The 26,256-nt window shown below is 35.5% G+C and carries 17 protein-coding genes; 10 read left to right on the top strand and 7 right to left on the bottom strand.

The features are described 5' to 3' along the window. Positions 1–929, bottom strand: a 929-nt coding sequence (locus ACY651_RS12385; protein WP_462253168.1) for a cysteine desulfurase family protein, incomplete at its 3' end; no start/stop codon positions are given. Positions 930–1,055: 126 nt separating this feature from the next. Beyond that, on the bottom strand, positions 1,056–2,435 hold the full coding sequence (glmM, locus tag ACY651_RS12380) for a phosphoglucosamine mutase (protein ID WP_462253166.1): 1,380 nt from the start codon (positions 2,433–2,435) through the stop codon (positions 1,056–1,058). Between the two features lie 223 nt (positions 2,436–2,658). Between glmM and ACY651_RS12375 the strand changes: the two genes are divergently transcribed. Both ACY651_RS12375 and ACY651_RS12370 read left to right on the top strand, forming a co-directional pair. After that, the gene (locus tag ACY651_RS12375; RefSeq protein WP_462253164.1) at positions 2,659–3,204 is read left to right on the top strand and encodes a class I SAM-dependent methyltransferase; all 546 of its coding nucleotides are present in this window, start codon (positions 2,659–2,661) and stop codon (positions 3,202–3,204) included. A 17-nt stretch (positions 3,205–3,221) separates the two neighbouring features. After that, positions 3,222–3,395, top strand: a complete 174-nt coding sequence (locus tag ACY651_RS12370; protein WP_462253162.1) for a hypothetical protein — start codon at positions 3,222–3,224, stop codon at positions 3,393–3,395. Positions 3,396–3,579: 184 nt separating this feature from the next. Here ACY651_RS12370 and ACY651_RS12365 read toward each other — a convergent pair whose 3' ends face one another. Both ACY651_RS12365 and ACY651_RS12360 read right to left on the bottom strand, forming a co-directional pair. Next, positions 3,580–5,559, bottom strand: a complete 1,980-nt coding sequence (locus tag ACY651_RS12365; RefSeq protein ID WP_462253160.1) for an LTA synthase family protein — start codon at positions 5,557–5,559, stop codon at positions 3,580–3,582. 119 nt (positions 5,560–5,678) lie between these two features. Beyond that, positions 5,679–7,685 carry an LTA synthase family protein gene (locus tag ACY651_RS12360; protein WP_462253158.1) on the bottom strand — a complete coding sequence of 669 codons (2,007 nt, stop codon included), beginning with the start codon at positions 7,683–7,685 and terminating at the stop codon, positions 5,679–5,681. 205 nt (positions 7,686–7,890) lie between these two features. Between ACY651_RS12360 and ACY651_RS12355 the strand changes: the two genes are divergently transcribed. Further along, positions 7,891–8,457 (top strand): phosphatase PAP2 family protein, encoded by a 567-nt coding sequence (locus ACY651_RS12355; RefSeq protein WP_462253156.1) that lies wholly within the window; start codon positions 7,891–7,893, stop codon positions 8,455–8,457. Positions 8,458–8,459: 2 nt separating this feature from the next. Then, entirely contained in the window at positions 8,460–9,755 is a 1,296-nt protein-coding gene (locus ACY651_RS12350) for a hemolysin family protein (RefSeq protein ID WP_462253154.1), read from the top strand. Positions 9,756–9,838: 83 nt separating this feature from the next. Here the strand turns inward: ACY651_RS12350 and ACY651_RS12345 are convergent, their stop codons facing one another. After that, positions 9,839–10,777: a dihydrodipicolinate synthase family protein gene (locus ACY651_RS12345; RefSeq protein ID WP_462253152.1), complete on the bottom strand. Its 939-nt coding sequence runs from the start codon at positions 10,775–10,777 to the stop codon at positions 9,839–9,841. Between the two features lie 107 nt (positions 10,778–10,884). Between ACY651_RS12345 and ACY651_RS12340 the strand changes: the two genes are divergently transcribed. Then, on the top strand, positions 10,885–12,648 hold the full coding sequence (locus tag ACY651_RS12340; protein WP_462253150.1) for a glycoside hydrolase family 13 protein: 1,764 nt from the start codon (positions 10,885–10,887) through the stop codon (positions 12,646–12,648). Beyond that, positions 12,638–13,048, top strand: coding sequence for a VOC family protein (locus ACY651_RS12335; RefSeq protein WP_462253148.1), 411 nt, complete (start codon positions 12,638–12,640; stop codon positions 13,046–13,048). Before ACY651_RS12340 ends, ACY651_RS12335 begins: the two co-directional genes overlap by 11 nt. Before the next feature lie 20 nt (positions 13,049–13,068). Here ACY651_RS12335 and ACY651_RS12330 read toward each other — a convergent pair whose 3' ends face one another. After that, positions 13,069–15,249, bottom strand: coding sequence for a T9SS type B sorting domain-containing protein (locus tag ACY651_RS12330; RefSeq protein WP_462253146.1), 2,181 nt, complete (start codon positions 15,247–15,249; stop codon positions 13,069–13,071). 219 nt (positions 15,250–15,468) lie between these two features. Further along, positions 15,469–16,440: a LacI family DNA-binding transcriptional regulator gene (locus ACY651_RS12325; RefSeq protein ID WP_462253144.1), complete on the bottom strand. Its 972-nt coding sequence runs from the start codon at positions 16,438–16,440 to the stop codon at positions 15,469–15,471. A 281-nt stretch (positions 16,441–16,721) separates the two neighbouring features. Between ACY651_RS12325 and ACY651_RS12320 the strand changes: the two genes are divergently transcribed. From ACY651_RS12320 to ACY651_RS12305, 4 genes are all read left to right on the top strand, one after another. Then, entirely contained in the window at positions 16,722–19,733 is a 3,012-nt protein-coding gene (locus ACY651_RS12320; protein ID WP_462253142.1) for a SusC/RagA family TonB-linked outer membrane protein, read from the top strand. Positions 19,734–19,763: 30 nt separating this feature from the next. Then, positions 19,764–21,398, top strand: coding sequence for a RagB/SusD family nutrient uptake outer membrane protein (locus ACY651_RS12315; RefSeq protein WP_462253140.1), 1,635 nt, complete (start codon positions 19,764–19,766; stop codon positions 21,396–21,398). Between the two features lie 169 nt (positions 21,399–21,567). Beyond that, complete coding sequence (locus ACY651_RS12310) at positions 21,568–24,846, top strand: VCBS repeat-containing protein (protein WP_462253138.1); 3,279 nt, start codon at positions 21,568–21,570, stop codon at positions 24,844–24,846. A gap of 117 nt (positions 24,847–24,963) precedes the next feature. Continuing rightward, on the top strand, positions 24,964–26,256 hold a 1,293-nt coding region (locus ACY651_RS12305; protein WP_462253136.1), incomplete at its 3' end, for an FG-GAP repeat domain-containing protein.

Raw genomic sequence — 26,256 nt, 5'->3', positions numbered from 1 at the left:
CTCTTTTCTGTTTTAGGAAAACTTGCACTTAGTACGGTGTATAAACTACTGCCCAGCACATCGCCGTTGAAGGCTACACCAGCAATATTTTTTTTCAATTCGTCCATCATGTAGTACTTGAGTGTACCAATTGAGGCGCTGTCTTCTTCGTAATTGACCGTTGCCATTTCCAATGCTTTGGCAAAGCCCACAATGCCGTAAAGATTTTCTGTACCAGCCCTCATGTTACGCTCCTGCCCGCCACCGTGTACAAAGGGTTTTATTTTTACATTTTCGTTGATGTATAAAATGCCCACGCCTTTTGGCCCATGAAATTTATGTGCAGCACCGGTAATGAAATGCACGGGTGTATTTCTTAAATCGAAAGGAAAGTGACCAACAGTTTGTACCGTATCGCTGTGGAAAATGGCATTGTATAATTTACATAAATTACCTACTGCATGAATGTCTAAAATATTTCCAATTTCGTTATTGGCATGCATTAATGTAACTAAAGTTTTTTCGTTGCTGGCGGCTAATAGTTTTTCAAGGTCTTCAATGTCTACATGACCGTTAGGTAACAGTTTTACGTAACTCACTTTGGCAATGTCTAAATTATCGGCATGCTCTACAGAATGTGATACGGCATGGTGTTCGATAGGAGAAGTGATGATATGTTTGCAACCGAGATCTCTTATAGCTGCTGTAATTGCTGTGTTGCTGCTTTCAGTTCCGCCGCTGGTAAAAAATATTTCGGCGGGGTGTGCATTTAAAATTTTTGCTACAGATTTTCTGGCACTTTCAATAGCCATTCTTGTTTCTCTGCCATAAGAATAAATAGAAGAGGGGTTGCCAAACTTTTCGGTTAAATAAGGCATCATGGTTTCTAAAACCTGAGGGTCAAGTGCGGTGGTGGCTGCGTTATCGAAATAAATTCTATTCTGTTCCATAAGCCCCAAACCCCTAAAGGGGCTTTCCTTTGTTAGATTATTAATATTGTTAAACACTCCAATTGACGTAACCTGTTATAAATCTTTTACACTTTGCAGTCCCCCTTTAGGGGCGGAGGGGCTTCCTCACATCATCTGCCCAATATCCTGCATCAACCTCCGGGCAATATTATCCGATGTGGTTTCAAAATTACTTTCGGCATAAATACGAATGATGGGTTCTGTATTGCTGGTGCGTAAATGCACCCAGTCGGTATCAAACTCTATTTTCAATCCATCTTCGGTATTTATTGGCTGATTTTTATATTTATCTTTTATTTTTTCAAAAATTTCTTTTACATCGGTACCATTTTCTAAAGCAATTTTATTTTTGCTCATGAAATAATCTGGGTAAGTATTGCGTAACTGCTTAATAGTTTTTTGAGTGTTGGCCAGGTGCGTTAAAAATAATGCAATGCCAATTAATGCATCACGGCCATAATGCAGATCCGGTACAATAATACCGCCATTACCTTCACCGCCAATTACTGCTTTAACGGCTTTCATTTTATTCACCACATTAACTTCACCCACTGCACTGGGAAAATATTCGCCGCCATGTTTTACCGTAACATCTTTTAATGCTCTTGTAGAAGACATGTTGCTAACTGTGTTACCGCTTTTTTTACTCAGCACATAATCAGCCACTGCTACTAAAGTATATTCTTCGCCAAACATGCTGCCATCTTCACAAACAAAACAAAGGCGGTCCACATCGGGATCAACTGCAATACCCAGGTGTGCATTTTCTTTAACTACTTCGCTGCTTAATTGTGTGAGGTGTTCGGGCAATGGCTCGGGATTGTGTGCAAATTTGCCATTTACTTCTTCGTTAATTACCACAATATCTTTTACTCCCAATGCTTTTAATAGCGCCGGTACTGCAATGGCACCGGTGCTGTTAACTGCATCTATAACAATTTTAAAGTTTGCTTTTTTTATTGCAGCAATATCTACTAATGCATAATTTACTACAGCATCAATATGTTTTTGTAAGGCGGTTTCATCTTTGGTGTATGTGCCTAATTTATCAACCGGGGCAAAATTAAAATCTTCTGCTGCGGCTACATCTAAAATAAATTTTCCTTCATCGCCACTGATAAATTCGCCTTTGTTGTTGAGCAATTTTAAGGCGTTCCATTCTTTTGGGTTGTGGCTTGCCGTTAGTATAATGCCACCGGCTGCGTTTTCAAATTTTACAGCCATCTCAACAGTGGGAGTGGTGCTTAAGCCCAGGTCTATAACATCTAAGCCTAATCCCATTAGTGTATTGGCAACAAGGCTGCTTACCATTTCGCCACTTATTCTTCCATCACGGCCAATAATAATTTTATGATTATCGCTTTGCTGCATCAGCCAGGTGCCATAGGCTGCAGAAAATTTAACAACATCAAGCGGAGTAAGGTTATCATTTGTTTTTCCGCCGATAGTGCCTCTTATTCCGGATATACTTTTTATCAGTGCCATACGCTGCTATTTTAGGGATGGCAAAGATAAGAAAATTTACCCCTATCTGCTAAAGTGAAACGATTGCGTTAATATTTTTATTTAATTTTTGCGGTTTGCTGTTTTTGGTTTGTGTACATCTCGTTTAGAAGTTTAGGGTTTAGGTGTTTAGTAACTAAGTGTTTGCAAAATATCGCTGCTAAACTTCTAAACCCTAAACTTCTAAACCTTTACCTTTGCCTGCATGCAACAATCCTGGTTTAAAGATTGGTTTAACTCTCCCTACTATCATCAACTCTATTTTAACAGGGATGAACATGAAGCTGCTGCATTTATTGATAAGCTAATTGATTATTTAAAACCTGCTACCGGCAGCACTATGCTAGATGTGGCATGTGGTAAAGGCAGGCACTCCATTCAGTTAGGAGGCAAAGGTTTTGATGTAACCGGAATTGATTTAAGCGAAGACAGCATTGATGAAGCATTAAAAAGCGAGGCGGAGAATTTACATTTTTACCGTCACGATATGCGGCTACCCTTCTGGATAAATTATTTTGATTATGCCTTTAATTTTTTTACCAGCTTTGGATATTTTAAAACCAGGCGGGAGCATGATAATGGCATACGAACCATTGCACAAGCTATAAAACCCGGCGGTTGTTTTGTGATGGATTATTTGAATGTGCATTATGCCGAAGATCATTTGGTGCACCAATCCGAAAAAGAAATTGACGGCATAAATTTTATTATTACCAAATGGTTTGATGAAACACATTTTATAAAAAAATAATTATTGAAGATGAGTGTATGAAAGAGCCAATGATTTATACAGAGAAAGTTGCTAAATTTTCTTTAGGAGATTTTACTGAAATGTTTGCTTACCAGGGCATGCAGATACAGGAAGTTTTTGGCGATTATAATTTTGCCAATTATGATGTAAGAAAAACACCGAGGTTGATAATGATTGCGAAAAAGTCGTGAGCGGTGAGAGGTGAATTGTGAATTGTGAGTGGGCAATGCTTGGCAGTATTATGCTTTTTATTCTATAATGATAACCTCAATTACAACCCCCACTAATTTTTTTAAATGCGTGAGTTGATAAAGGCAATATATAATTTCATACTGCTATTCACCATTGACCACTCACCATTCACCATTCACACCCTCATTTTTTTCGGTTATTCACCAGCATCCATTTACTGGTTTCAAAAATGGCAGAGGTTAATTGCGATAATTTATTTTTGATAGAATCTGATTGTTGTGCGGTAAGCGGCGGTAAACCATCTTTTACCGGCACTAGCTCCTGCTGGTTGATGTTGATATTTTTTATAAAATAATAATCATCTGTTACCACTCCAATATTTCCTTCGTCGTGGTGAATGATAAAAGCAGCGTTCAAAATATTTTGCTGATTAATAACATCTCTGCCTAAAGTGCTGTTGGTATAAGGCTCATGCACCATGCCGGCAAGAGTGGGTAACACATCAATTTGCGAAACTGTATAGTTATACGTTGCTGGTTGCAGTAATGATGGCGAATAATACAGCAACGGTACATGCTCATCGCTTAAGCGGTGAGAGTTCCATGCTTTTGGATACACCGCACTTGATTCCCCTTCCACACCATGATCTCCAACAAAAACAAAAATGGTATTATTAAAATACGGTTGTTGTTTTGCTGCTTCCATAAATTTTTTAAAACAAAAATCAGTATAGTAAAAAGCCTGGTATTCTTCCTGCGATTCAAAACCATTTTTTTTCAACGTCTCTTTATCAACTATGTCACAGGTAAATTCTTTTTCTGTAACTGGTATCATGTAAGGCCGGTGGTTATGTGCGGTTTGAATTACTGCAAAAAATGGTTTGGTTTGTTGTTTTATTACATCTGCTGCTTCGGTAAATAAATCCCTGTCGCTAATGCCCCACACACTTATTTCAGGCGATTTGTATTTTCCTTTTTCATAAATATTTATGCCTTCTACATTACCCATCAATCCACGAAAATTATTAAACTGGCTTCTGCCACCAATAAAATAAAATTTTTCGTAGCCTTCAAAATTATTGATGATGGTTTGCTGGTTTACTGCCTCGGGGTTTTGGGTAGAAAATTTTGCCAGCTGCACATCGGGTATGCCGGTAATGGTGGCAAAAATTCCACGGGCCGTACCAAAACTTGGTGTAAAACAACGGTTGAAAAAAACACCTTCTTTACATAATTGATTAAAGTACGGAGTGCTGTTTAATTTGTTGCCGCTCATGCTGCTTTTGTACATGCTGAAACTTTCGCATAATACCAAAACCACGTTGGGCTTGCTTTCCAGGCTGCGGCTGTTAGGCAGCACTGTTCTTTCGTAATTATATTTTAACTGGGTAATGGAATCTAATTGCAAATAATCAGCAATACCCGGATAATATTTTGCAGCACCGCTTGTATTAAAATCGGGCTTGCGCTGTTTTAAAGAAGTAATAAAATTTTGAAATGGGTTTAATGCCAGGTAACTTTTAAAATTATCATTCAGTTTATACGCATCCTGCCTTGTTAATGGTTTTAATTGTAAAAAGCCAAATACAAACCAAAACATAATTAAGAGTGCCAGTAAATACCAACGGCGTTTATATTCAAACTTATGCCAGTAATTATTGGCATCTACAGTGCCATGTGTACGCCTGAATAATTTTGCAGTAAAAAAAACTGCAATACCCAGGCCAATTAAAATCCAGATGATGGGATATGATTGCCAAACCATGCGTATCATTTCGTAAGGGTCATCCTTAAAATTTAATGCACTGGCGCCAATTCTTGTATGGTTGTAACTGAAGTTGCCAAAATCGGCACCATAAAAAAACATGATGAGTAATGTAACTATGGATAAATAAATGGTCCAAACTTTTTTTGTTCTTGCAGAATGAAAAGGCGAAAATCTTTTAAATATAGATAACACAATAATGGGGGAGAGGACAATGGCTATCCAGCGTAAATCGTATTTAATTCCTAACCAAAATGAAGGGCCTAATTCAAATACGCTGATGGTATTTGGTTTAAAAAGAATTACTGTGGCAATGCGAAAAGCTGTAAACATACAGAGATAGATAATAAATATTTTTATTATCCACTGAATGGTTTTAGAAACTTTCCATTTTTTCATGCTGATTTTTCCTTAAGCTTAAACAGGTGCAATATAATAATCAATAGGGAGAATTACAGTGTTATAATTCAAACGGTAAGGATGGCGTTTCAAAACCTTACAGGTTTGAAAAAATATTTTTATTTCTTCTTATTATTCAGCAATAAATATTTTGCTGTTTCGTAATAGGCATCTGTTAATGTAGATAAATAATTTTTAACGCTGTCGGTTTGCGTATTTTTTTCTACCGGATTATTATTTGTTACCGAAACAAAATCCTGTTTACCCGATTTTAAATTTTTTAAAAAATAATATTGATTACTGATTAACCCCACTGTTTTTTTATCGTAATCAATTATAAAAGCAAATTTTTCTCCTCTAAAAACAGATTTAAATTGAGCAGAAGGAACTATTGTGTCGAATAAATTTCTTCCAAAAGTAGTATTGCGGTAAGGTATTTTTACAAGTGATGCTACAGAAGGTAAAATATCTACCTGGCTGCATACTTCATGTATTTTTTTTGGCTTAAGTAATTTTGGGGCGTAAAAAAGTAAGGGTACATGTTCGCAGGTAAGCCCCTGCTCTGTAAAACTTTTAGGCAACATGTCTGCGGCATTTCCCCGTATGCCATGATCCCCCACAAAAACAAAAATAGTATTATCAAAATATTTTTCTTTTTTTGCAGCTTCCATAAATTGCTGAAAACAAAAATCGGTGTACCTAAATGCATTCATCTCTTCATTATTCTCAAAACCAAATTTATTTAAGCTGTCGTTTGAAAAAGATAATTTTTTAAAAGCGCCTTCATCTTCTTTTGGTATGGTGTATGGCCTGTGGTTATCTGCTGTTTGAATAATAGCAAAGAAAGGTTTGGTTTGTTCTTTTAAAACTTTATTGGCTTCTAAAAATAAATTTTTATCGCTGATGCCCCACACATCAATTTTTGCTGCTTTATAATCCTGCTCTTCATACAATTTTAAATCATTAATGTTGTTGGTTAACAGTCCACGTATATTTGCCCAGGTAGCACTGCCGCCTAAAAAATAAAAGTTATTATAATTTTTAAAATCATTAATTATGGTATGCTGATTTACAGCATTGGGGTTGCGGCTTGCAGTGCTGGGGCTTTCCACATCGGGTGTGCCGGTAATTGTTGCCCAAACGCCACGGGCTGTGCCGTAAGAAGGAGTAAAACACCGGTCGAAAAAAATACCATTGTTGCACAACTCATTAAAATAAGGAGTAGTGTTTAAAGGGTTACCGTACATGCTGCTTTTGTAAGCGCTGAAACTTTCGCAGATAACTAATACTACATTGGGTTTGGGTGACGTTGTATCTGCAACAATAGTTTTTCTTTCATAATTTAATTGTGTACTACCGGGCTGCTGTACCCCAAAATAAGCTGCCATCAGCGGATAATATTCTTTTACTTTTTTTAAATCGTAAGTGGAGTTTCTAAAACTTAAGGTGCTGAAAAAACTTTGAAAGGGATTAAGCGCCAGGTTGGCTTTAAAGTCATCGCTTAAAGTAAAGGCATCGCTCCACCGCAGTGGAAATTGCCCAATCTTTCCAAAAATTAAAGCGGTTAATAAAAAAAAGGAAATAAAATAATATGCCACACCTCTTCTCTTATAAAAACTATTTTTTTGCAAATAGCTGTTAAGTAACCTGCCAAAAATAAATCTAGATAAAATAAATAATACAATAATAGCAATGCTAACTTTTATTAAAGGATAAGTTTGCCACATCATAGTAAAAGATATACCTGCATCCTGTAAATAATTTAATACGGTGGCATTCAGCCGCTGGTGCAAATAATCGAAATGATAAAAATCTATAAAATAAAACAATACCAAAATTGTAAACAAAACGGGCATTAAAAAATTCCAAAATTTTATTGCTGCAATATTTTTAAACGGGTTTAAAAACGAAATAAAAGTAAGCAGCAGCATAGCTAAACTAACTATGGCGGCAATCCGGGCATCAAACCGTAAACCCAATAAAAATGCAGAGCCTGAAAATGCTTTACCGGATGGATTGTACTTTAAATAAAATAATATTCTAAAAATAGTCATGGTAAATAACAACACTATTACCACCGAAAATATCCAACGCAATGTTTTGGGAATTCTTTGCAAAAAAAGCATTAATCAATATTTTAGTTAATGTACCTTTCTTGTTTTTATTAATTTAATGAAAACAAGCTTATTAGTAAGTCTCAAAACTATTGTTGCAGTTCAGTTCCCCTTTAGGGGTTGGGGGCAACAATAGCATCCTTATTATATTTTATCCGGCTGCTAAATTAGTTTAATTATTTTTGGGTGATTATAATTTAACAACCATGGTACATTAATGCAAGAGTTGCTTACATACGACAGGCAATTATTTAAACAAATAAATTACTACTGGCACAACAGTTTTTTCGACTGGCTGATGCCTTGGTTGCGTAACTCCAATATGTGGGTGCCCTTGTATCTTTTTTTATTGCTTTTGGTTACCGTTAATTTTAAAAAAAATGTATGGTGGTGGGTAATTTTTGCCGTTTGTACCGCCATACTAAGCGACTTTGTAAGCAGTAAGATCATTAAGGAAAATTTCTACCGGGAAAGGCCCTGCAATAATGCTGCTATTGCAGACTGGATAAGGGTTTTAGTGGCTTACAGGCCACAGAGCAGCAGCTTTACTTCATCGCATGCCGCTAACCATTTTGCCATGGCAACATTTTTATATTTAACTTTAAAAAAATACTTTGGAAAGTGGCCACTAACTTTTTTTTTATGGGCCTTTAGTATATCTTTTGCACAGGTGTATGTAGGGGTACATTACCCACTTGATGTATCTGCGGGGGGAGTAATTGGAATACTTATCGGATATTTGTGCGGAAAATCATTTACTGTTAACTACGGATTACTTTATTAACTATGGTGGAAATTTTAATAATACTTGGCCTTATCCTGATTAATGGGATTTTTTCAATGGCAGAAATAGCTTTGGTATCTGCCCGTAAAACCAGGCTTGAAGTACAGGCCAATAAAGGTGATGAGAAGGCAAAGGCAGCTTTAAAATTATCCAATCACCCCGATGTTTTTCTTTCTACTGTGCAGGTTGGTATAACACTTATCGGTATTTTAACAGGTATATTTTCAGGCGAAAAAATTAAGACACCTGTAGTTGAATATTTTAACCGTTTCGAATGGTCGAGGGATTACAGCAATGGAATTGCAACTACTATTATAGTAGTTATCCTTACTTATTTTTCATTGGTGCTGGGCGAACTGGTGCCTAAAAGAATTGGTTTGGCCAGGCCCGAATTTATTGCTAAAAATTTTGCAAAACCCATGGGCTGGTTAAGTAAACTTACCTTTCCTTTTATATGGTTATTAACTTCCAGTACACATTTAATTGTAAAACTTTTTAACCTTAAAGTAAAAGATAACCAGGTAACAGAAGAAGAAATTAAAGCAATGATATCGGAGGGCAGTGAACATGGTGCTATTGAAGAAGAAGAAAAAGATATTATTGAAAGATTGTTTCATTTAGGTGATAGAAATATTACATCGCTGATGACGCACCGTACCGACATCGCCTGGTTTGATGGCAGTGAAACAGTGCAGCAGGTAAAAGATAAAATGGATAAAGTTATTTACAGCAGTTACCCGGTTTGCGAAGAAACGGTGGATAATATAAAAGGTATTATCAGTATAAAAGATTTATTAAAAGCTGCCCCTGATAAATTATTAAAAGATATTGCAAAGCCAGCTTTGTTTGTGCCAGAAAATAATACCGCTTACCAGTTGCTGGAAAAATTCAAGCAAACAAAAATTCACAGTTGTTTTATTGTAAACGAATACGGCACACTGGAAGGTATGATAACGCTGAATGATATTTTAGAAGCCATTGTGGGTGATGTGCCGCAAACCGGCCAGGATGAATATGAAATAACAGAAAGAGCTGACGGCACTTATTTAGTAGATGCTCAAATTCCTTTTTATAATTTTTTAAGCAGGTTTGAAAAAACCGAGTGGATGAATGAAGCTGAACATGATTTTGATACGCTTGCAGGTTTTGTTTTACACGAACTGGAGCACATCCCTAAAACCGGCGAAACATTTGAATGGCGGGGTTTTTCTTTTGAAATAATTGATATGGACGGGCAAAGAATTGATAAGTTATTATTAAAAATTTCGGAAGAAATAAAAGAAGAAATGGAGGAGTAGGCAATGGGCAATGGGCAAAAATAGGGCTTCCTAATTTAGTGTTTAATTGACAATTCACCATTTACCATTTATCACACACCATCTCATCCTAAAGCCGGCCTTGTTGCAATACCATCATTAATAATTTTTAAAATTCTTTCTCTTTCTTCTCCAATCAAAGTTAGTCTTGGGGCTCTTACAGCTTCTGATCCTATGCCTGCCTGTGTTTCTGCAAGTTTAATATACTGCACTAGTTTAGAATGAATATCCAATTCTAATAATGGCATAAACCATCTGTAAATTTTTGTTGCTTCAGCAATTTTTCCAGCCTTTACTAAATTAAAAATAGTAACAGTCTCCGCCGGAAAAGCGCAAACTAATCCTGCCACCCAGCCATCGGCACCCAGGCAAAGTTCTTCCATAGCCAAAGTATCAACACCGCATAAAATTTTAAAGCGATTTCCAAAGCGGTTAATCATTCTGGCTACATTAGTTACATCACGGGTACTTTCTTTTACTGCCTGTATATTTTTGCAATTGGTTAAATCTTCAAACATATCTAATGTAACATCTGTTTTATAATCAACAGGGTTATTATAAATCATTATCGGCAAATCGGTGGAGTCGGCAATAGTTTTAAAATAAGTAACAGTTTCCCTGTGGTCCGTTTTGTAACGCATAGGCGGCAAAGCCATTAAGCCTTTAGCACCCCATGCTTTTGCGTAAGCAGCCTGTTGCAGTGCTTCTTTTGTTGCACCTTCTGCAATATTTAAAATTACAGGAATTTTATCGGCACATTTTTCAATAGCAAATTTTATAAGTGTTTCTTTTTCATTGGTAGATAATACACTTGCTTCGCCTAAAGTGCCACCCAAAATAATGCCGTTTACTCCTGCAGCTAATTGTGCATTTAAATTTTTTTCAAACAGCGGAAGATCTAATTTATCATCGGCCGTAAATTTAGTTGTAAGTGCAGGCATAACGCCACTCCATTCAAAACCCATCGTTTTATTTTTATTGTAAGATATTAAAAAAATACACATCAACCGATTTCGCAAACGATTTCTGTAAGGTTAATTTTTAAATGCTTCTTTTATTGAGATACAATTTTTACATTCGATTTACAATTGTCATTTTAATAGTTGCTATCATGAAAAAAAATATTTTCTCAGCAGTTTATTATTTAGTTTTTATTGCTGCATTGTCATCTTGTAATTCTTCAACAACAGATAATAAAGTAAGTTCAACTGAAATCAGCGACCGTAAATGGTGGAAAGAAGCCATTGTATATCAAATTTATCCCCGCAGTTTTAAGGATAGTGATGGCGATGGAGTAGGAGATTTGAAAGGGATAATTTCAAAATTGGATTATATAAAAAGCCTCGGCATTACTGCAGTATGGCTTAACCCTATTTATGCTTCGCCCAATACCGATAATGGATACGATATAAGCGACTACCGGAACATACAGCAAGCATTTGGCACCATGCAGGATTTTGATAGTCTGATTAAGGGAATGCATGACCGGGGGATTAAACTGGTAATGGATATGGTGCTTAATCACAGCAGTTCCGAACATGAATGGTTTAAACAATCCAGGAGTTCACGTAATAATCCTTATCGCAATTATTATCACTGGTGGCCTGCCGAAAAAGGAAAGCCTGCACCAAGGTTTAGTTTTTTTGATGTAAATGGCGACGCATGGAAATACGATTCCCTCACTAATGCTTACTACCTGCACATTTTTTCTGATAAGCAGCCCGATCTTAACTGGGAAAATCCAAAGCTGAGAGAAGAAATTTACAGTATGATGCAGTATTGGTTAGATAAAGGTGTGGATGGTTTTAGAATGGATGCTTTTCAATATGCATCAAAAGACACTGCTTTTCCAAAATTTCCGGAAGGCTATACTAAAGAAGTGGTTAAATATTATACGGGGCCGCACCTGCATGAATATATACAGGAAATGGCAACAAAAGTGCTGAACAAAAAAGATATTTTAACAGTAGCAGAAGGGGCCGGTTCCAATCCGGACGATGCAATGAAATTTGTTTATCCTGAAGGAAAAGAGTTTAGTATGGCTTATCATTTTGAAGGAATAGATTTTGGTTTGGTGCCCGGAGAATTTAAAGTGCCCGATCCTAAAGGGTTGGATTTAGCTAAGATGAAAACGCTTTACACCAAATGGGATAAAGCTTTTGAAACAAAAGGATGGTTAAGTATTTACCTGGCCAATCATGATCAACCACGTATGGTTACCCGTTGGGGAAATGATGCACCTGAATTCAGGGAGGTTTCTTCAAAAATGCTGTCTACTTTTATTATGACGATGAGGGGTACACCGTATTATTATTATGGCGATGAGCTGGGCATGAGCAATATAAAATTTAATACTATTGAAGAATATAATGATATTGAAACTATAAATCATTATAAGCAGGCTAAGGCAGAAGGGAAAGATTTAGTGAAATTTATAACAGATCAAAAAATAATGGGCAGAGATAATGGCCGTACGCCATTTCAATGGGATGCCTCAACTAATGCAGGATTTACAACGGGCATGCCCTGGTTAAAAATTAACAGTAACTATACCATTGTAAATGCAGCAGCAGAAGATAAAGACAGCAACAGCTGTTTAAACTATTTTAGAAAACTTACTCAACTGCGTAAAGAAAATTTAGTTTTAGTATATGGCAAATATACATTGCTGGATGAAAATAATGCTGATGTGTATGCATATACAAGAGAACTTGATGGAAAAAAGTTATTGATACTTTTAAATTTTAAAAATACAGCAGCCACTGTAAATACAGATGTTGATATCAGCAAAGCGAAAATTTTATTGAGTAATTATTCTTCGCCGTCAGTTAATAGTAAATTGCAGCCATACGAAGCAGTTATTTATGAATTTTAAGATCAATCATATTCAGCATATTGGCATACCGGTTACTGATTTAGCCAGGTCGGAAGGGTTTTATGAACGCCTGGGCTTTAAAAATGTAATGGCGGCAACATTTAATTTTAATGGGGATAAAGGAAATGTGGCCATGATGAAGTATAACGAAATGGTTATAGAATTATATCAAATGCCGGCTGCTGAGTTGCAGGAAATCCGCGGCAGAAAAAACGGCCATATAGATCATATAGCTTTTGATGTGGATGATATAGACAAAGCTTTTACCGAGCTGAAAAATTTATCTTTTGACATCATTGAAGAAGCACCAATGTTTTTATCCTTCTGGAAAAATGGCTGCAAATATTTTAATATTACGGGGCCAGATGGGGAGCGGCTGGAGTTTAACCAGATTTTGTAGATTTTGCGAATAAAAAATAATTAGCGAATTAAAACAACTGTTCCTTTTTGATTTATGTTTTTGCCTGACAGACCTTCCATTTCTAAATAATAAATATATACGCCTTCAGATTGAGGCATGCCCCTGTAATTTCCATCCCAGCCATCATTAAATTTTGTAGTTTGAAAAATAACCTGCCCATAGCGATTGTAAATGCTTAATTTCTTAAGCCTGTTTTTATTTTGTCTTGGAATTTTAAGTACATCGTTAATAAAATCTTTATTAGGTGTAAATGCATTCGGAAAATAAACAGGGAAATCACAATTGCTGTAAACTATTATACTATCAGTTTTTGATCCGCATTTGTTTTCCACTTTTACGGTATAATTTCCCGGTAAACTAACCGGATAAAAAGATTGTGGTGAGGATACATTGTTCCACAGGTAAGTCTTATAACCTTCGGTTGCTCTCAGTTCAATTGTAGTTGCATTATTTAAGCAGGTATCTGGTGTGGTTTTTAAATCAGCTGGCAATTTTAAAAGTTTTACATTATACAATAAAATACTATCGCACCCTCTTTGGCCTTTAAGCGTTGCGTAATAATTACCATAATCCTTTACTTTATTATTATCAGGTAAGGTGTAAATTTCTCCGGGGCAAATAGAAATATTTTTTATATTAATGGTATCAATAAAGTCTTTACAGCAGGCAAATTGATATTCACAATCTGTATTTTGTGAAATGGGGTAGGAATCACTTTTTATGTTAAAAGCGGAATACCGAAAATCAATATTTACCGGAATAGTGAAAAGATGCACTTTTTTAACTAACCAGGTCCACAGCGCATTTTCGGCAATTACATTTAGGTTTGATAGAGCGCATGGATTATTCCCGACAGCATTGGTAACTGAGGAATGAAAGTTAAACGAATTTTCATCACTTTGAAAAGTAAATAAACCTTTACCGCCATTTTTTTCTAACGTGATAATTTTAGATGTGTTGGTGGGAGTAACATTTTTGTAAGAATTCTTCCAAATTATCTGGCCATCGTTGTTGATTTTAAAAACCAATATATTTTCATTTGTGGAATCTTTTATTGTTAAAAGCCTTTCTGTGCTATTGGTAATTTGCTGCACACTTTCTAAACTTCCAGAACTATTTTCCGGACGATATGCAATAATTTTTTGAAGAAAGCCGTCTTTATCTGTAATAAAATTTACAGCACGTCTGGAATAAAGTTTATGAGCATAAAATCTTTCATTATCCACAGGTAAATACATATCAGCAAGTAACGATAATTTACCATCAGGCAGCTGCATAATATTTTTTATTTCAGGGGTAAAGGCATTTGAAATATTGGTATTTGATAAGGTGGGGCATTGGTAACTTGTTTCCCATATCAGGTTACCTGTTTTGCCATCCAGTTCAAACAAATGAAAATAATTGAGTGGTGCTGGTAAAATAATTGGAGGTTGAAAAGGATAAAAAATTGTATCCGCAATATTTCTTACCATTTCTCTTGCTACAACAATATTGCCATTTTTAAGCTTTGTCATTGCATGGCTTAAATTTCCTACTTCATTATATAATGGTACTGTTTGTAAAGGCGCTCCCCATATAATACCTCCAAAATTATCTACGCACAATACTTTACTTATAAAAGGGTATAAAAGCGACCTTAAATAAACTATCAGGTTTCCATTATCTGCTTCTATAACATTATTAACAGTATAGCCTGTACGCCAATTACCAAAATATTTGCCAGCAATAGTGTTACCAAATTTGTCAATATGAACCATCACCCCAACCCAATGGCCGGGAGGTTCTTGTACATTATTTATCGATTTTCCATGTTCAAAACTGGATCCGTAAACAATAAAACTGCCATTGGAGGAAGGAATCATTCCCTGAATGCTGGTATTTTCGTACCAGGGAAATTGCACCCAGCTTGTATGCGGATAGTCGGGCTTATATTCATTTGACCAGATATTAGTGCCCAGGCCTGTAAACTTTGCTATAAAACTTCTAAAGGTTCCAAATTGTCCTAAAGCAACAATTTCATTTTCTGTAGTAACAATTGCTTTTTGTATGGTGTTGTATTCAGTACCAGTATTAGTTATTGAATAAAAATTACTATCCTTAGGGCATACCTGCGCCGTAGCAAAACCTGAAAAGAATATAAGCAGGCAATAAAGAATAATATTATTTAACCTTTTAAACACAAATATTTTTAAATATAAATTGCAACTGATGTGGAAACCACTGCTAATATTTTATAATTTCATGAATAAAGGTAAGGGTAATTTTTTTTTGAGATTTTTTACTGATTAGATTATAACAAGGGACTCTTTTGAAAATTATTTAAAATGGGTTGGATAAATGTAAATATGATAAGACCTAAAACTCGCCTAAAAAATTGTCTGTTTTTTTTATCTTGTTAATTATAACGATTCTCCTTCTACCAGTAAAGATTCTATAGTGAGCTCCTGTATAAAAGTGCTGCCACCCAGGCAGGCCATCATGCTGCTAAATGCTAATTTACCTAATTTTAAACCACTTGTTTCCACATAAGTAATTTCCGGAAAATATAATTTAGGAATATCGCCATTGCTTATTGCAATTACAGAAATATCATCAGGTATTTTTAATCCTTTTTTTTGTATCGCTTTCATTGTACCTGTTAGAATTTCATCACTCATACAAAAAAAAGTGTCAGGCTTTTCTTTTAAATGTTTTAAAGCTGCTTCCTCCGCTTGGGCAGAACTTACAGCATAATCTGTAATTAATTTTATTTTATTTACTTTTTCGTTAATAGTTGTTGTAAAAGCTTCCAGTCTTTTCCTGGTTATTAAAAGATGTGTATTACCAAAAAGCGCCACTACCTTTTTTTTCTTTTTATTAATAATTGCATTTGCGGCAATAGTTGCAGAAAGTGAATCGGCAACACAAACTTTATTGCAATCATTGCTCTCAGGAACCTTATCAAAAAATATTACCGGAATCTCAATTTCTTTTAAACGGAGAAAAGCATCAATGTTTACGGTATCTGGAGAAATACAAACAAATAAGCCGGTAATTCTGTTTTGCCTGCACAATTTTAAATTTGTTATCTCAATACTTGGGTCGTCACCAGACTGCAGTATCATTAATGAATATCCGTTCCTCCTGCTTTCTTCTTCTACAGAAGAAATAAAAGAATTATAAAACGAATTGGAAATAGAAGGAACTATTAAGCCAAATAACTTACTGTTACTGGTACGCAAGTTTATGGCATTGGCGTTAGGTTCATAATCTAATGTGGTGGCTAATTCAACCACACGTTGTTTAGTTTTATCTGAAATATCCGGATGATCTTTTAATGCCCTGGATATCGTAGAAATACTAAGCCCTAGTATCTCTGAAATTTTTTTCAAAGTAGTATTGGTCATAAAGCAGCAGTAATAAAATGTAAGGTAAAAAAAAATTTGCACAACAACCGATTTCGCAAACAATTTCGCAAACGTTTGCAGCGAAAATACACTTTTATCGTGTATTTAGTACATTATTTAAATGTAGCTTTATAGCCAAGATTAAGTTTTTATTAACCTTTTTTAGATTGCTGTTATTTATTTAGATATACTATACAACAATCCCAATCGGGAATAAAAGTTTAATTCAACTGTTATTATTGTTCATTCCAAAAAACCAAACGATTATGCTTCTTGCTATTATGAGGAAAGCTGCTATGCTTCTGCTGGCAGTAATCGGGTTTACAGCTTTTGCTAAAGCCCAAACGGTTACAGGTACTGTAACTGATTCTAAAGGAGATCCTGTTTCGGGCATCTCTGTTACTGTAAAAGGAACTACAAAAGGAACATCTACCAATGCGCAAGGTGTGTTTACATTAAATGGTGTTGCTAATGGAGCAACCCTAGTCTTCACTGGTACTGGTTTTACTGCTCAGGAAGCAAGGGTAGCTAGTGGCGCAGTTAATGTAAGTATGGCTACAAGTACTTCTAATTTAAACGAGGTGGTTGTAATTGGTTACGGTAGTGTTCGTAAAAAAGACCTTACCGGATCAGTAGTTTCTGTTCAAGCCAAAAATTTTAATAAAGGCCCAATTAACAATCCCGACCAATTATTACTTGGTAAGGTTGCAGGATTGCAGGTAATTAACAATAGCGGTCAGCCAGGTGCTGCTACTGTTATTAAAATCCGTGGAACTAATACACTTCGCTCGGGTAATAATCCACTTTATGTTATTGATGGTGTGCCTTTAGATGGCCGTAGCCCTCGCCCTAGTGTGGGAGTTTCTGGTGTTGGACAAACTCCGGATATTAACCCATTAAACTTTTTAAATCCAGCAGATATTGTATCAATGGATATATTAAAAGATGCTTCTGCATCTGCTATTTACGGTTCAAGAGGTGCAAATGGTGTTATATTAGTAACAACCAGAAAGGGAAGTAATGGTGCTGCAAAAGTGGAATTTAATGCAACTTATGGTATTAGCGGTGTAATGCGTAAAATTGATGTTTTAGATGCAGCAGGTTACAGAGCAGCACAAAAAAAATATAATAATGGAGCTGCTGGAAGCGATTCTGGAAAAAATGTAGATCCATTTGAAGCTATTTTAGACAAAAATGCACCTACTCAAAATTATTCAGTTGCTGTAAGCGGCGGTACAGATAATGGTAAATACAGGGCATCGTTTTTAGTGTCTGACCAAAAAGGTATTATTAGAAAAAGCGGACTAAAAAAATATATTGGCAACTTTAACGGGCAGTATAAATTTTTAGACCAAAAATTAAGTTTTGACTTTAACATTACAGCCGCTAATCTGGTGGAGCAAATTGCACCTGTTTCTAATGATGCAGGAAGTACCGGAAACTTAATTTCATTGGCATTAATCTGGAATCCAACTTTAGAGCTTAAAAGAAGCAATGGGTTATATAACCAAACAAATCCAAGTGGCCAGGTTAATCCCCTTGCTATGTCAGATGCTTATAATGACTATTCAACACTGCAGCAATTGTTAGGCTCATTTACAGCAGGGTATAAAATTTTACCCAATTTGGAGTATAAATTATTATATGGTGTTAATTATGGTGCTGGCAGCAGAAAGACTGAATTGCAAGGTTGGATTAAAGCTACAGGTGGTAATGCTGATGGAAATGGGTTAGCAAACATTGCAAATTCAAAATTGTTTTCTCAAACCATTACACATACTTTAAACTATAATAAAGATATTGCAAAGGATTTAAGTCTTAATGCTTTAGTAGGTTATGAGTATTGGAAAACTGCTTTTGAAGGTAACAGTACATTTACTTATGGGTTTAACTTAAATTTAAATCAGGCTACCATTAACCCTAATTATCATTATTATGATAACATTCAAAACGGGCTTTTGGCTAATTTAAGAACATCTTCTTATAAAGACCCAACTGTAGATTTACAGAGCTATTTTGGAAGAGCCGTACTTAATTATAAAGACAAATATTTGTTTACTGGTACTATAAGGGCTGATGGATCAAGCAGATTTGGTACAAATAACAAATACGCTTATTTTCCTTCTGCGGCATTTGCATGGAATATATCTAACGAAGAATTTATGAAGAGTGTTTCGTTTGTAAATTCATTAAAATTAAGAGTAGGATATGGCCAAACCGGCAATCAGGATTTTAACCCGGTTGATGCAGCTCTATATGCAGGTGTGTATAATGGTAATAATAATTTTAATACTAACCAGTTTGGTAATGCTGATTTAAGATGGGAAACTGTTTCTTCTATAAATGGCGGTATAGATTTTAATCTGTTTAAAAACAGGGTGTATGGTTTTATAGACTATTTTAGTAAAAAAACAACTGACCCTATTTTAGATTTTGTAATATCTCAACCTGTACCAGGAAGCGGAACGGTATATAAAAACTTAGACGGTAAAAGTGCCCAAGAGGCATGGATTACCAATAAAGGTGCTGAAATATCTTTAGGCGTAACTGTTATAGACAAAAAAGATTTTACCTGGGATGTGGTTTTGAATACTACATTTATAAAGAATTCATTTCAATCTCCTGCTTTAGCTGGTGTTCCTTTTGTGAAAAATACAGGGGCATTAAATGGCCAGGGTACTTCTAATGCTTATGCGCAGGTAATAGCACATAACCAACCTTTAAATGTATACTATCTTCAAATATTCGAAGGGTTTGATGCAAACGGTATTGCAAAATATAAGGCTGGTGGTGTACAGTTTGCAGGTGATCCAAATCCTAAAGGCTACTTTGGTTTCTCATCAAACATTGCTTATAAGGCATGGGGTTTAGGTATTAATATGCATGGTTCATTTGGTAACAAACTGTATAATAATACTTTAATGAGTGTTTTAAACATCAGTAATATTGTTGGTGGTAGAAATATTTTCTCTGGTTTAGTGGGTAATGGAGAAAATACCGCCAATGCAATTTCCCCTTCAACAAGATTTTTGGAAAAAGGAGATTTTCTTAAAATGGGTAACGCTACATTGTCTTACAGGGTAGGCAACCATAAGGCTTTTAAAAATATAAATTTATTCTTAACAGGAACTAATTTGTTTGTGATATCAAAATACACAGGTTTCGACCCTGAAGTGAACGTAAATAAAGCTCTTAACGGTGTTCCATCACTTGGGATAGATTATATTGGATATCCAACTGCAAGATCAGTTACTTTTGGAGTAAACTTTTCTTTATAAAAATTGTAAACTTTTTAATCATAAAAAATTATGAAAAATAAAATTCTAATGCTTTCTGGTTTAGTTTTACTGGGAACATTATCCTGTACTAAACTGGACCAAAAACTGCAAAGCTCTATTCTTATAGATCCTAATGCAGGAACCATACCAGCAGCATCTGCGGTATTAAATGGTACTTATAACGACATGAACGATTTAATTCATGGAGTAGGTGGATTACTTAACTTAGAATGTAATACTTCTGATGAAAGTTTAGTACCAACAAGAGGTGGCGATTGGGATGATAATGGCGATTGGCGTGTAATGCACCAGCATGCATGGAGTGCTACCCGTGGCGCAATTGTTGGAGCCTTTAACACTTTGGGTAAAACATCAAGTGATGCATTATCTACCTTAGCCTACAGCCCTACACCAGTGCAGGCAGATGAGGCTAACTTTTTGTTATCGTTGGCGCAATTTTATTATTTGGATTTATTTGGTCAGGTACCCTACAGGGAACAGTCAAAATTTAATTCGATTGATCCTGCTCCGGTATATCAACCTAAAGAAGCAGTTGATGCAATTGCGGCCCGACTAAACGGTATAATTACACGAAATATTTTGCCGAACAATAAAGGTAGGGCTAATGTTAATGCAGCTAAATTTTTATTAATGAAGTTGTTATTAAATAAAGGTGCATTCTTAAATAAAACTACTCCTTCTTTTGACAATGCTGATATGACTCAGGTAGTAACATTAGGTACTCAGCTTATGAGTGCTGGTTATTCACTTAACACCAAGTACTTTAATAATTTTGGGCCTAATAATGCTACTACCAGTACCGAAGCAATCTGGGCATGGCCAAATGATGGTTCATCAAGTATTGGTGGTATTAATGCAGGAAGCACCAACCAGCGTTGGATGAATACATTTCATTACAATTCATGGGACCAACCAAGTGTTGTTGGTAGTGCAGGTTGGAATGGCTTTAGCACTGTAGCAGATTTTTACAACATGTTTGAAGGACATGGAGATGGAACGCCAGCTACTGTTATTGATACTACAAAAGATCAAAGAATTGGGGGTAGATTTTTTGCCGGTGTTACAGATGTTTCTGGTGTAAGACCAGGTTTGTTAGCTGGTCAGCAATTTAATGCTAATGGAACAAAACAAAAAGATCGTCAGGGGAGGGATTTAGCTTTTACTCCTGCGGTTAATGCAGTAGAAACAGATGCAACAACTTTAGAAAGAACCGGTGTTAGAGTTATTAAATATCCACCAGATTATGCAAACTATAATGGGGGTAATCAAAGAAACCAGTTTCAAATTTTCCGTTACGCCGATGTTGTTTTAATGGTGGCTGAAGCTAAAATGAGACAGAGCACTCCTGATGCTGCTGGAGCATTGGTTTTGGTAAACCAGTTGAGAACTATAAGGGGAGCTACACCATGGACAACTATCACTATGGTTGATGCTGCAAATGTATCAAACCCTAATACTTTATTGGCTGAAAGAGGACGTGAAATGTACTGGGAAAACTGGAGAAGACAAGATTTGATTCGTTTTGGAGTGTTTTTAAAACCTTGGGCTTTAAAAACAAGTACAGACGCTAAAAACTTAGTGTTTCCAATTCCTTCAGATCAGTTAATAGCTAATCCAAACTTAAAACAAAACGCAGGCTATTAATATCACATTTTAATAACTGTTTTTTATCATAATTTCGTAAAAGGTCATTGTTTCAATGGCCTTTTACTTTTATATAATGTAAGTCAAACGATTTTCTTTATTGATGAAAAAATACTTTCTTTATTTATGCTGTATCACAGCAGTTGCATTTTACTCTTGTAAAAATAAATTGGGTAATACAAGTACCAACAAAGCATTATTTGAATTAATGGAGAATACCGGCATTGATTTAAATAACAAAGTAATTGACGATAGCCTGGAAAATGGTTTTTTATTCAGAAATTTTTACAATGGCAATGGTGTTGCGTTAGGCGATATTAATAATGATGGACTGGCAGACGTATTTATAACATCTAACGTAGGGGCAAATAAATTATACCTTAATAAAGGCAATTTTAAGTTTGAAGATATAAGTGATAAAGCCGGCATTATTAAAGATGACAAATGGAATACAGGTACAGTTTTTACAGACGTTGACGGCGATGGCTGGTTAGACATATATGTTTGCTCATCGGGGCACATGGGTACAGGCACAAGAAAAAATAAATTATACATTAATAATCGCAACAGCACTTTTACAGAAGCTGCTGCTAAATTTGGTTTGGATATTTCTGCATACACCACACAGGTTTCTTTTTTTGATTATGATATGGATGGTGATTTGGATTGCTTTATGATTAACAACAGCCCAATACCCATTAATCAATTAAATTTTGCCAACAGAAGAGATATGCCTGACAGCTTATGGAAAATTGCTGATTTTTTAAAAGGCGGCGGCGATCATTTATACAGAAACGACAATAATATTTTTAAAGAAGTTACATCCCAGGCAGGCATACATGGTGGCTTAATAAGTTTTGGGCTTGGCGTTTCCGTTAGTGATATTAACAGGGATGGCTGGCCCGATGTTTTTGTAAGTAACGACTCCTACGAAAGGGATTATTTATACATCAATCAAAAGAACGGCACATTTAAAGATGAGATGGAGCAATGGTTTCAGCATACCAGCTTTTCATCAATGGGCGCTGATATTGCGGATATAAATAATGATGGCTATCCCGATTTGTTTACAACAGATATGTTGCCGGTGGATGATTACCGTTTAAAAACAACCGGCTCTTTCGATAATATCAGTTTGTTTACCGATAAATTAAAATCAGGCTTTTATTATCAGTACACCAAAAATTGCTTACAGTTAAATAATAAAGATGGCAAATTTATTGACATAGCAAGATACAGTGGTGTTGCAGCTACCGATTGGAGCTGGGGTGCATTAATATTTGATATGGATAACGATGGCTGGAACGATTTGTATGTTTGCAATGGCGTGGGCAAGGATGTTACCAATCTTGACTTTATGGATTTTTTTGCCAACGATGTTAACCAAAAAATGGTAATGACCGGCAAAAAAGAAGCTGTTGAAAATATTTTAAAAGAAATACCGCTTACCCCATTACCCAATAAAGTTTACCGCAACGATAAAAATTTAAGGTTCACCGATATTGGTGCCGATTGGGGAATGGGGCAGCCCACTTTTTCTAATGGTGCTGCTTATGCCGACCTGGATAATGACGGTGACCTGGATTTAATTGTATGTAATCAAAATCAGCCCACATTCATTTATAAAAACCAATCAAGGGAAATCAATAAAAATAATTTTATCGGGTTTTCATTAAAGGGGGCAGCAAAAAACCCCTTTGCTATTGGCAGTAAAATACAATTGTATATTGGTGATCAAATTCTTACTCAGGAATTAATTCCCAGCCGGGGTTTTCAATCCTCTGTTGATTATAAATTAATTTTTGGATTAGGTACAGCTACAAAAATTGATTCTGCAATAATTACATGGCCCGACAGGAGTACCAATAAGTTTGATACAATTGCAATTAATAAATTACACCTGTTTAATCAAACACAATTACAAACAACTGCTGAAAAAATTATAATTGATAAACCGATTGAAACTTTTTTTTCAAAAGTAGCCACCGGTTTTGAAAAGCATGAAGAAAATGAATACGTTGATTTTTATAACGAACGCTTAATTCCAAGAGTATTTTCGAGAGAAGGCCCCAAAGCTGCAACTGCAGATGCAAATGGAGATGGCTTAACTGATATTTATATTGGTGGTGCACAGGGAAAAATTGGACAATTGTATTTGCAAACATCCAAAGGCGCATTTATAAAGAAAGATGAAAATGCTTTTAAACCATTTTTTGAATTTGAAGATGTGGCAGTATTATTTGTTGATTATGATAACGATGGAGATATGGATTTGCTCATTTGCCCCGGTGGTAATAATCGTCCGGTTGGCAGCAGGGAACTGCAATTGCGTTTATTTACCAATGACGGCAAGGCGAATTTTACTTTAAACAGTGCTGCTTTCCCTAGCATGAGTATGAATATTGGTATTGCCATAGCAAACGATTTTAATAATGATGGATTTCCTGATTTGTTTATCGGTGCAAGAAGTTATCCAGGAGTGTATGGAAAAAATCCGCAAAGTTATTTATTTGTAAATGATGGTAAAGGGCATTTTACAGATATGGCTCAAACAAAAAATAGCGACTTATCAAATATAGGAATGGTAACTGGTGCTGTATGGGAAGATGTAACCGGCGATAAACAAAAAGAATTAATAATTGTTGGTGAATGGATGACACCACGGATTTTTTCGTTTACTAAAGATCATTTTGAAGAAGTAAAAACAACATTAAGCGATAAGTTTGGCTGGTGGCAATCGGTTGCGGTTGCAGATGTAAACAATGATGGTAAGCAGGATTTAATTTTAGGAAACATTGGCGACAACTTTTATTTATCTCCTAAAAATGACAGCCCGGCAAAATTGTGGATGAATGATTACGATAATAATAGTGATATAGATAAAATTATGACTTACACTATTAATGGTAAAGATATGCCGGTGTTTTTAAAACGTGATATGCAGGATCAATTACCCAGTCTTAAAAAAGAAAATTTAAAACACAGCGACTATGCAAACAAATCCATGCAAGATCTTTTTTCAAAAGAAATGATTACATCTTCTAAAGTGAAAAAATTTACCTACGCTTTTTCTTGTGTTGCCATCAACGAAGGCAATGGTAAGTTTACAATAAAAGAATTACCGGTAATGACGCAGCTTTCCTGCCTTAATGCAATACAACCAATAGATGTAAACAACGATGGTTATGTTGATTTAGTAACCGGTGGTAACCAGTTTGGCTTTTTACCACAGTTTGAAAAATTAGACGCCAGCTTTGGCGATGTGTTAATTAATGATGGCAAAGGTAATTTTGTATGGCAGGATGCAAAAAAAACAGGTTTAAATTTAAGAGGAGAGTTGAGGGATATTGCGAAAATAAAAAATTCAAAAGGAATTTATTTGTTATTCCTGCAAAATAATGAATTCCCTTTTTTATATAAAATGAATGAGGCTTTAAAAAAGAATTAATTAAGCGGCAGCCCTAAATTATTTTAAGTGAACATAAAACAATTCTGCATATCATTTTCTTTTTCTTTAATTATTTTTTCCTGTACACAACAGAAAAAAACTATACCATTATTCCAAATGGTGGAAAATTCAGGAATTGAATTTGTAAATAAAGTACAGGATAATGATACCATCAATATTCTAAACTACCGTAATTTTTATAATGGCGGTGGTGTAGCAACAGGCGATATAAATAATGATGGCTTAGCTGATGTTTTTTTTACAGCTAACCAGGGCAGCAATAAACTTTTTTTAAATAAGAGCAACTTTAAGTTTGAGGATATTTCTGCTAAAGCTGGCTTTTTTGATAAGCAGCAGTTTAGTACAGGAGTGGTGATGGCTGATATTAATGAAGATGGCTGGTTAGATATTTTTGTTTGCAATGCAGGCAGTATGCATAATGCTGCTTTAAGAAGTAACCAGCTTTTTATCAACAATAAAAATTTGACTTTTACCGAGAGTGCAGAAAAATACGGACTAAAAGATTCGGGCTATACCACCCAGGTTAGTTTTTTTGATTACGATGCAGACGGCGACCTGGATATGTTTAAAATTGATAATAGTCCGGTGCCTGTAAACAGTTTGGGTTACCCCAAACAACGTGATGTTTTTGCTGCTGACTGGAATGTACCCAATTACTTAAAGGGTGGCGGCGATCATTTATACAGAAACGACAACGGACATTTTACTGAAGTTACAAAGCAGGCGGGCATTCACGGCACGTTAATGAGTTTTGGCTTAGGCGTAACTGTTGGTGATGTTAACCATGATAATTATCCCGATGTGTATGTATCCAATGATTTTTTTGAAAGAGATTATTTATACATCAATCAAAAAAACGGAACTTTTAAAGATGAATTAGAGGAAAGATTGCAACACAACAGTTATGCATCGATGGGTGCCGATTTTGGCGATATCAACAACGATGGTTATCCAGAAATATTTACAACAGATATGCTGCCGGCAGATGATTACCGTTTAAAAACAACACTGAGCTTTGATGATATAGATCAGTTTCGTTTAAAAGAACGAAACGGATTCTTTCACCAATTTTTACAAAATACTTTACAGTTAAATGATGGTACTGGAAAATTTAAAGATATTGCCAACTACAGTGGCGTTAATGCAAGCGAATGGAGCTGGGGCGCTTTAATGTTTGATGCAGATAATGATGGCTTAAACGATTTATATGTTTGTAATGGTATTTACCGTGACCTTACCAACCAGGATTTTTTAGGTTTTGATGCCAATGAAATAAAAGAAAAGATGCTGGCCACCGGGCAAAAAAATCTTTCTGAACTGGTGAGTAAGATTCCTTCTATTGCAGTACCAAATAAAATGTACCGCAACCTGGGCAATCTTAAGTTTGAA

This window comes from Ferruginibacter sp. (genome assembly GCF_031391665.1).
Classification (GTDB): domain Bacteria; phylum Bacteroidota; class Bacteroidia; order Chitinophagales; family Chitinophagaceae; genus Ferruginibacter.
The sequence above is the reverse complement of the archived record's forward strand: the minus strand, read 5'-3'. Positions and strand labels throughout refer to the sequence as shown.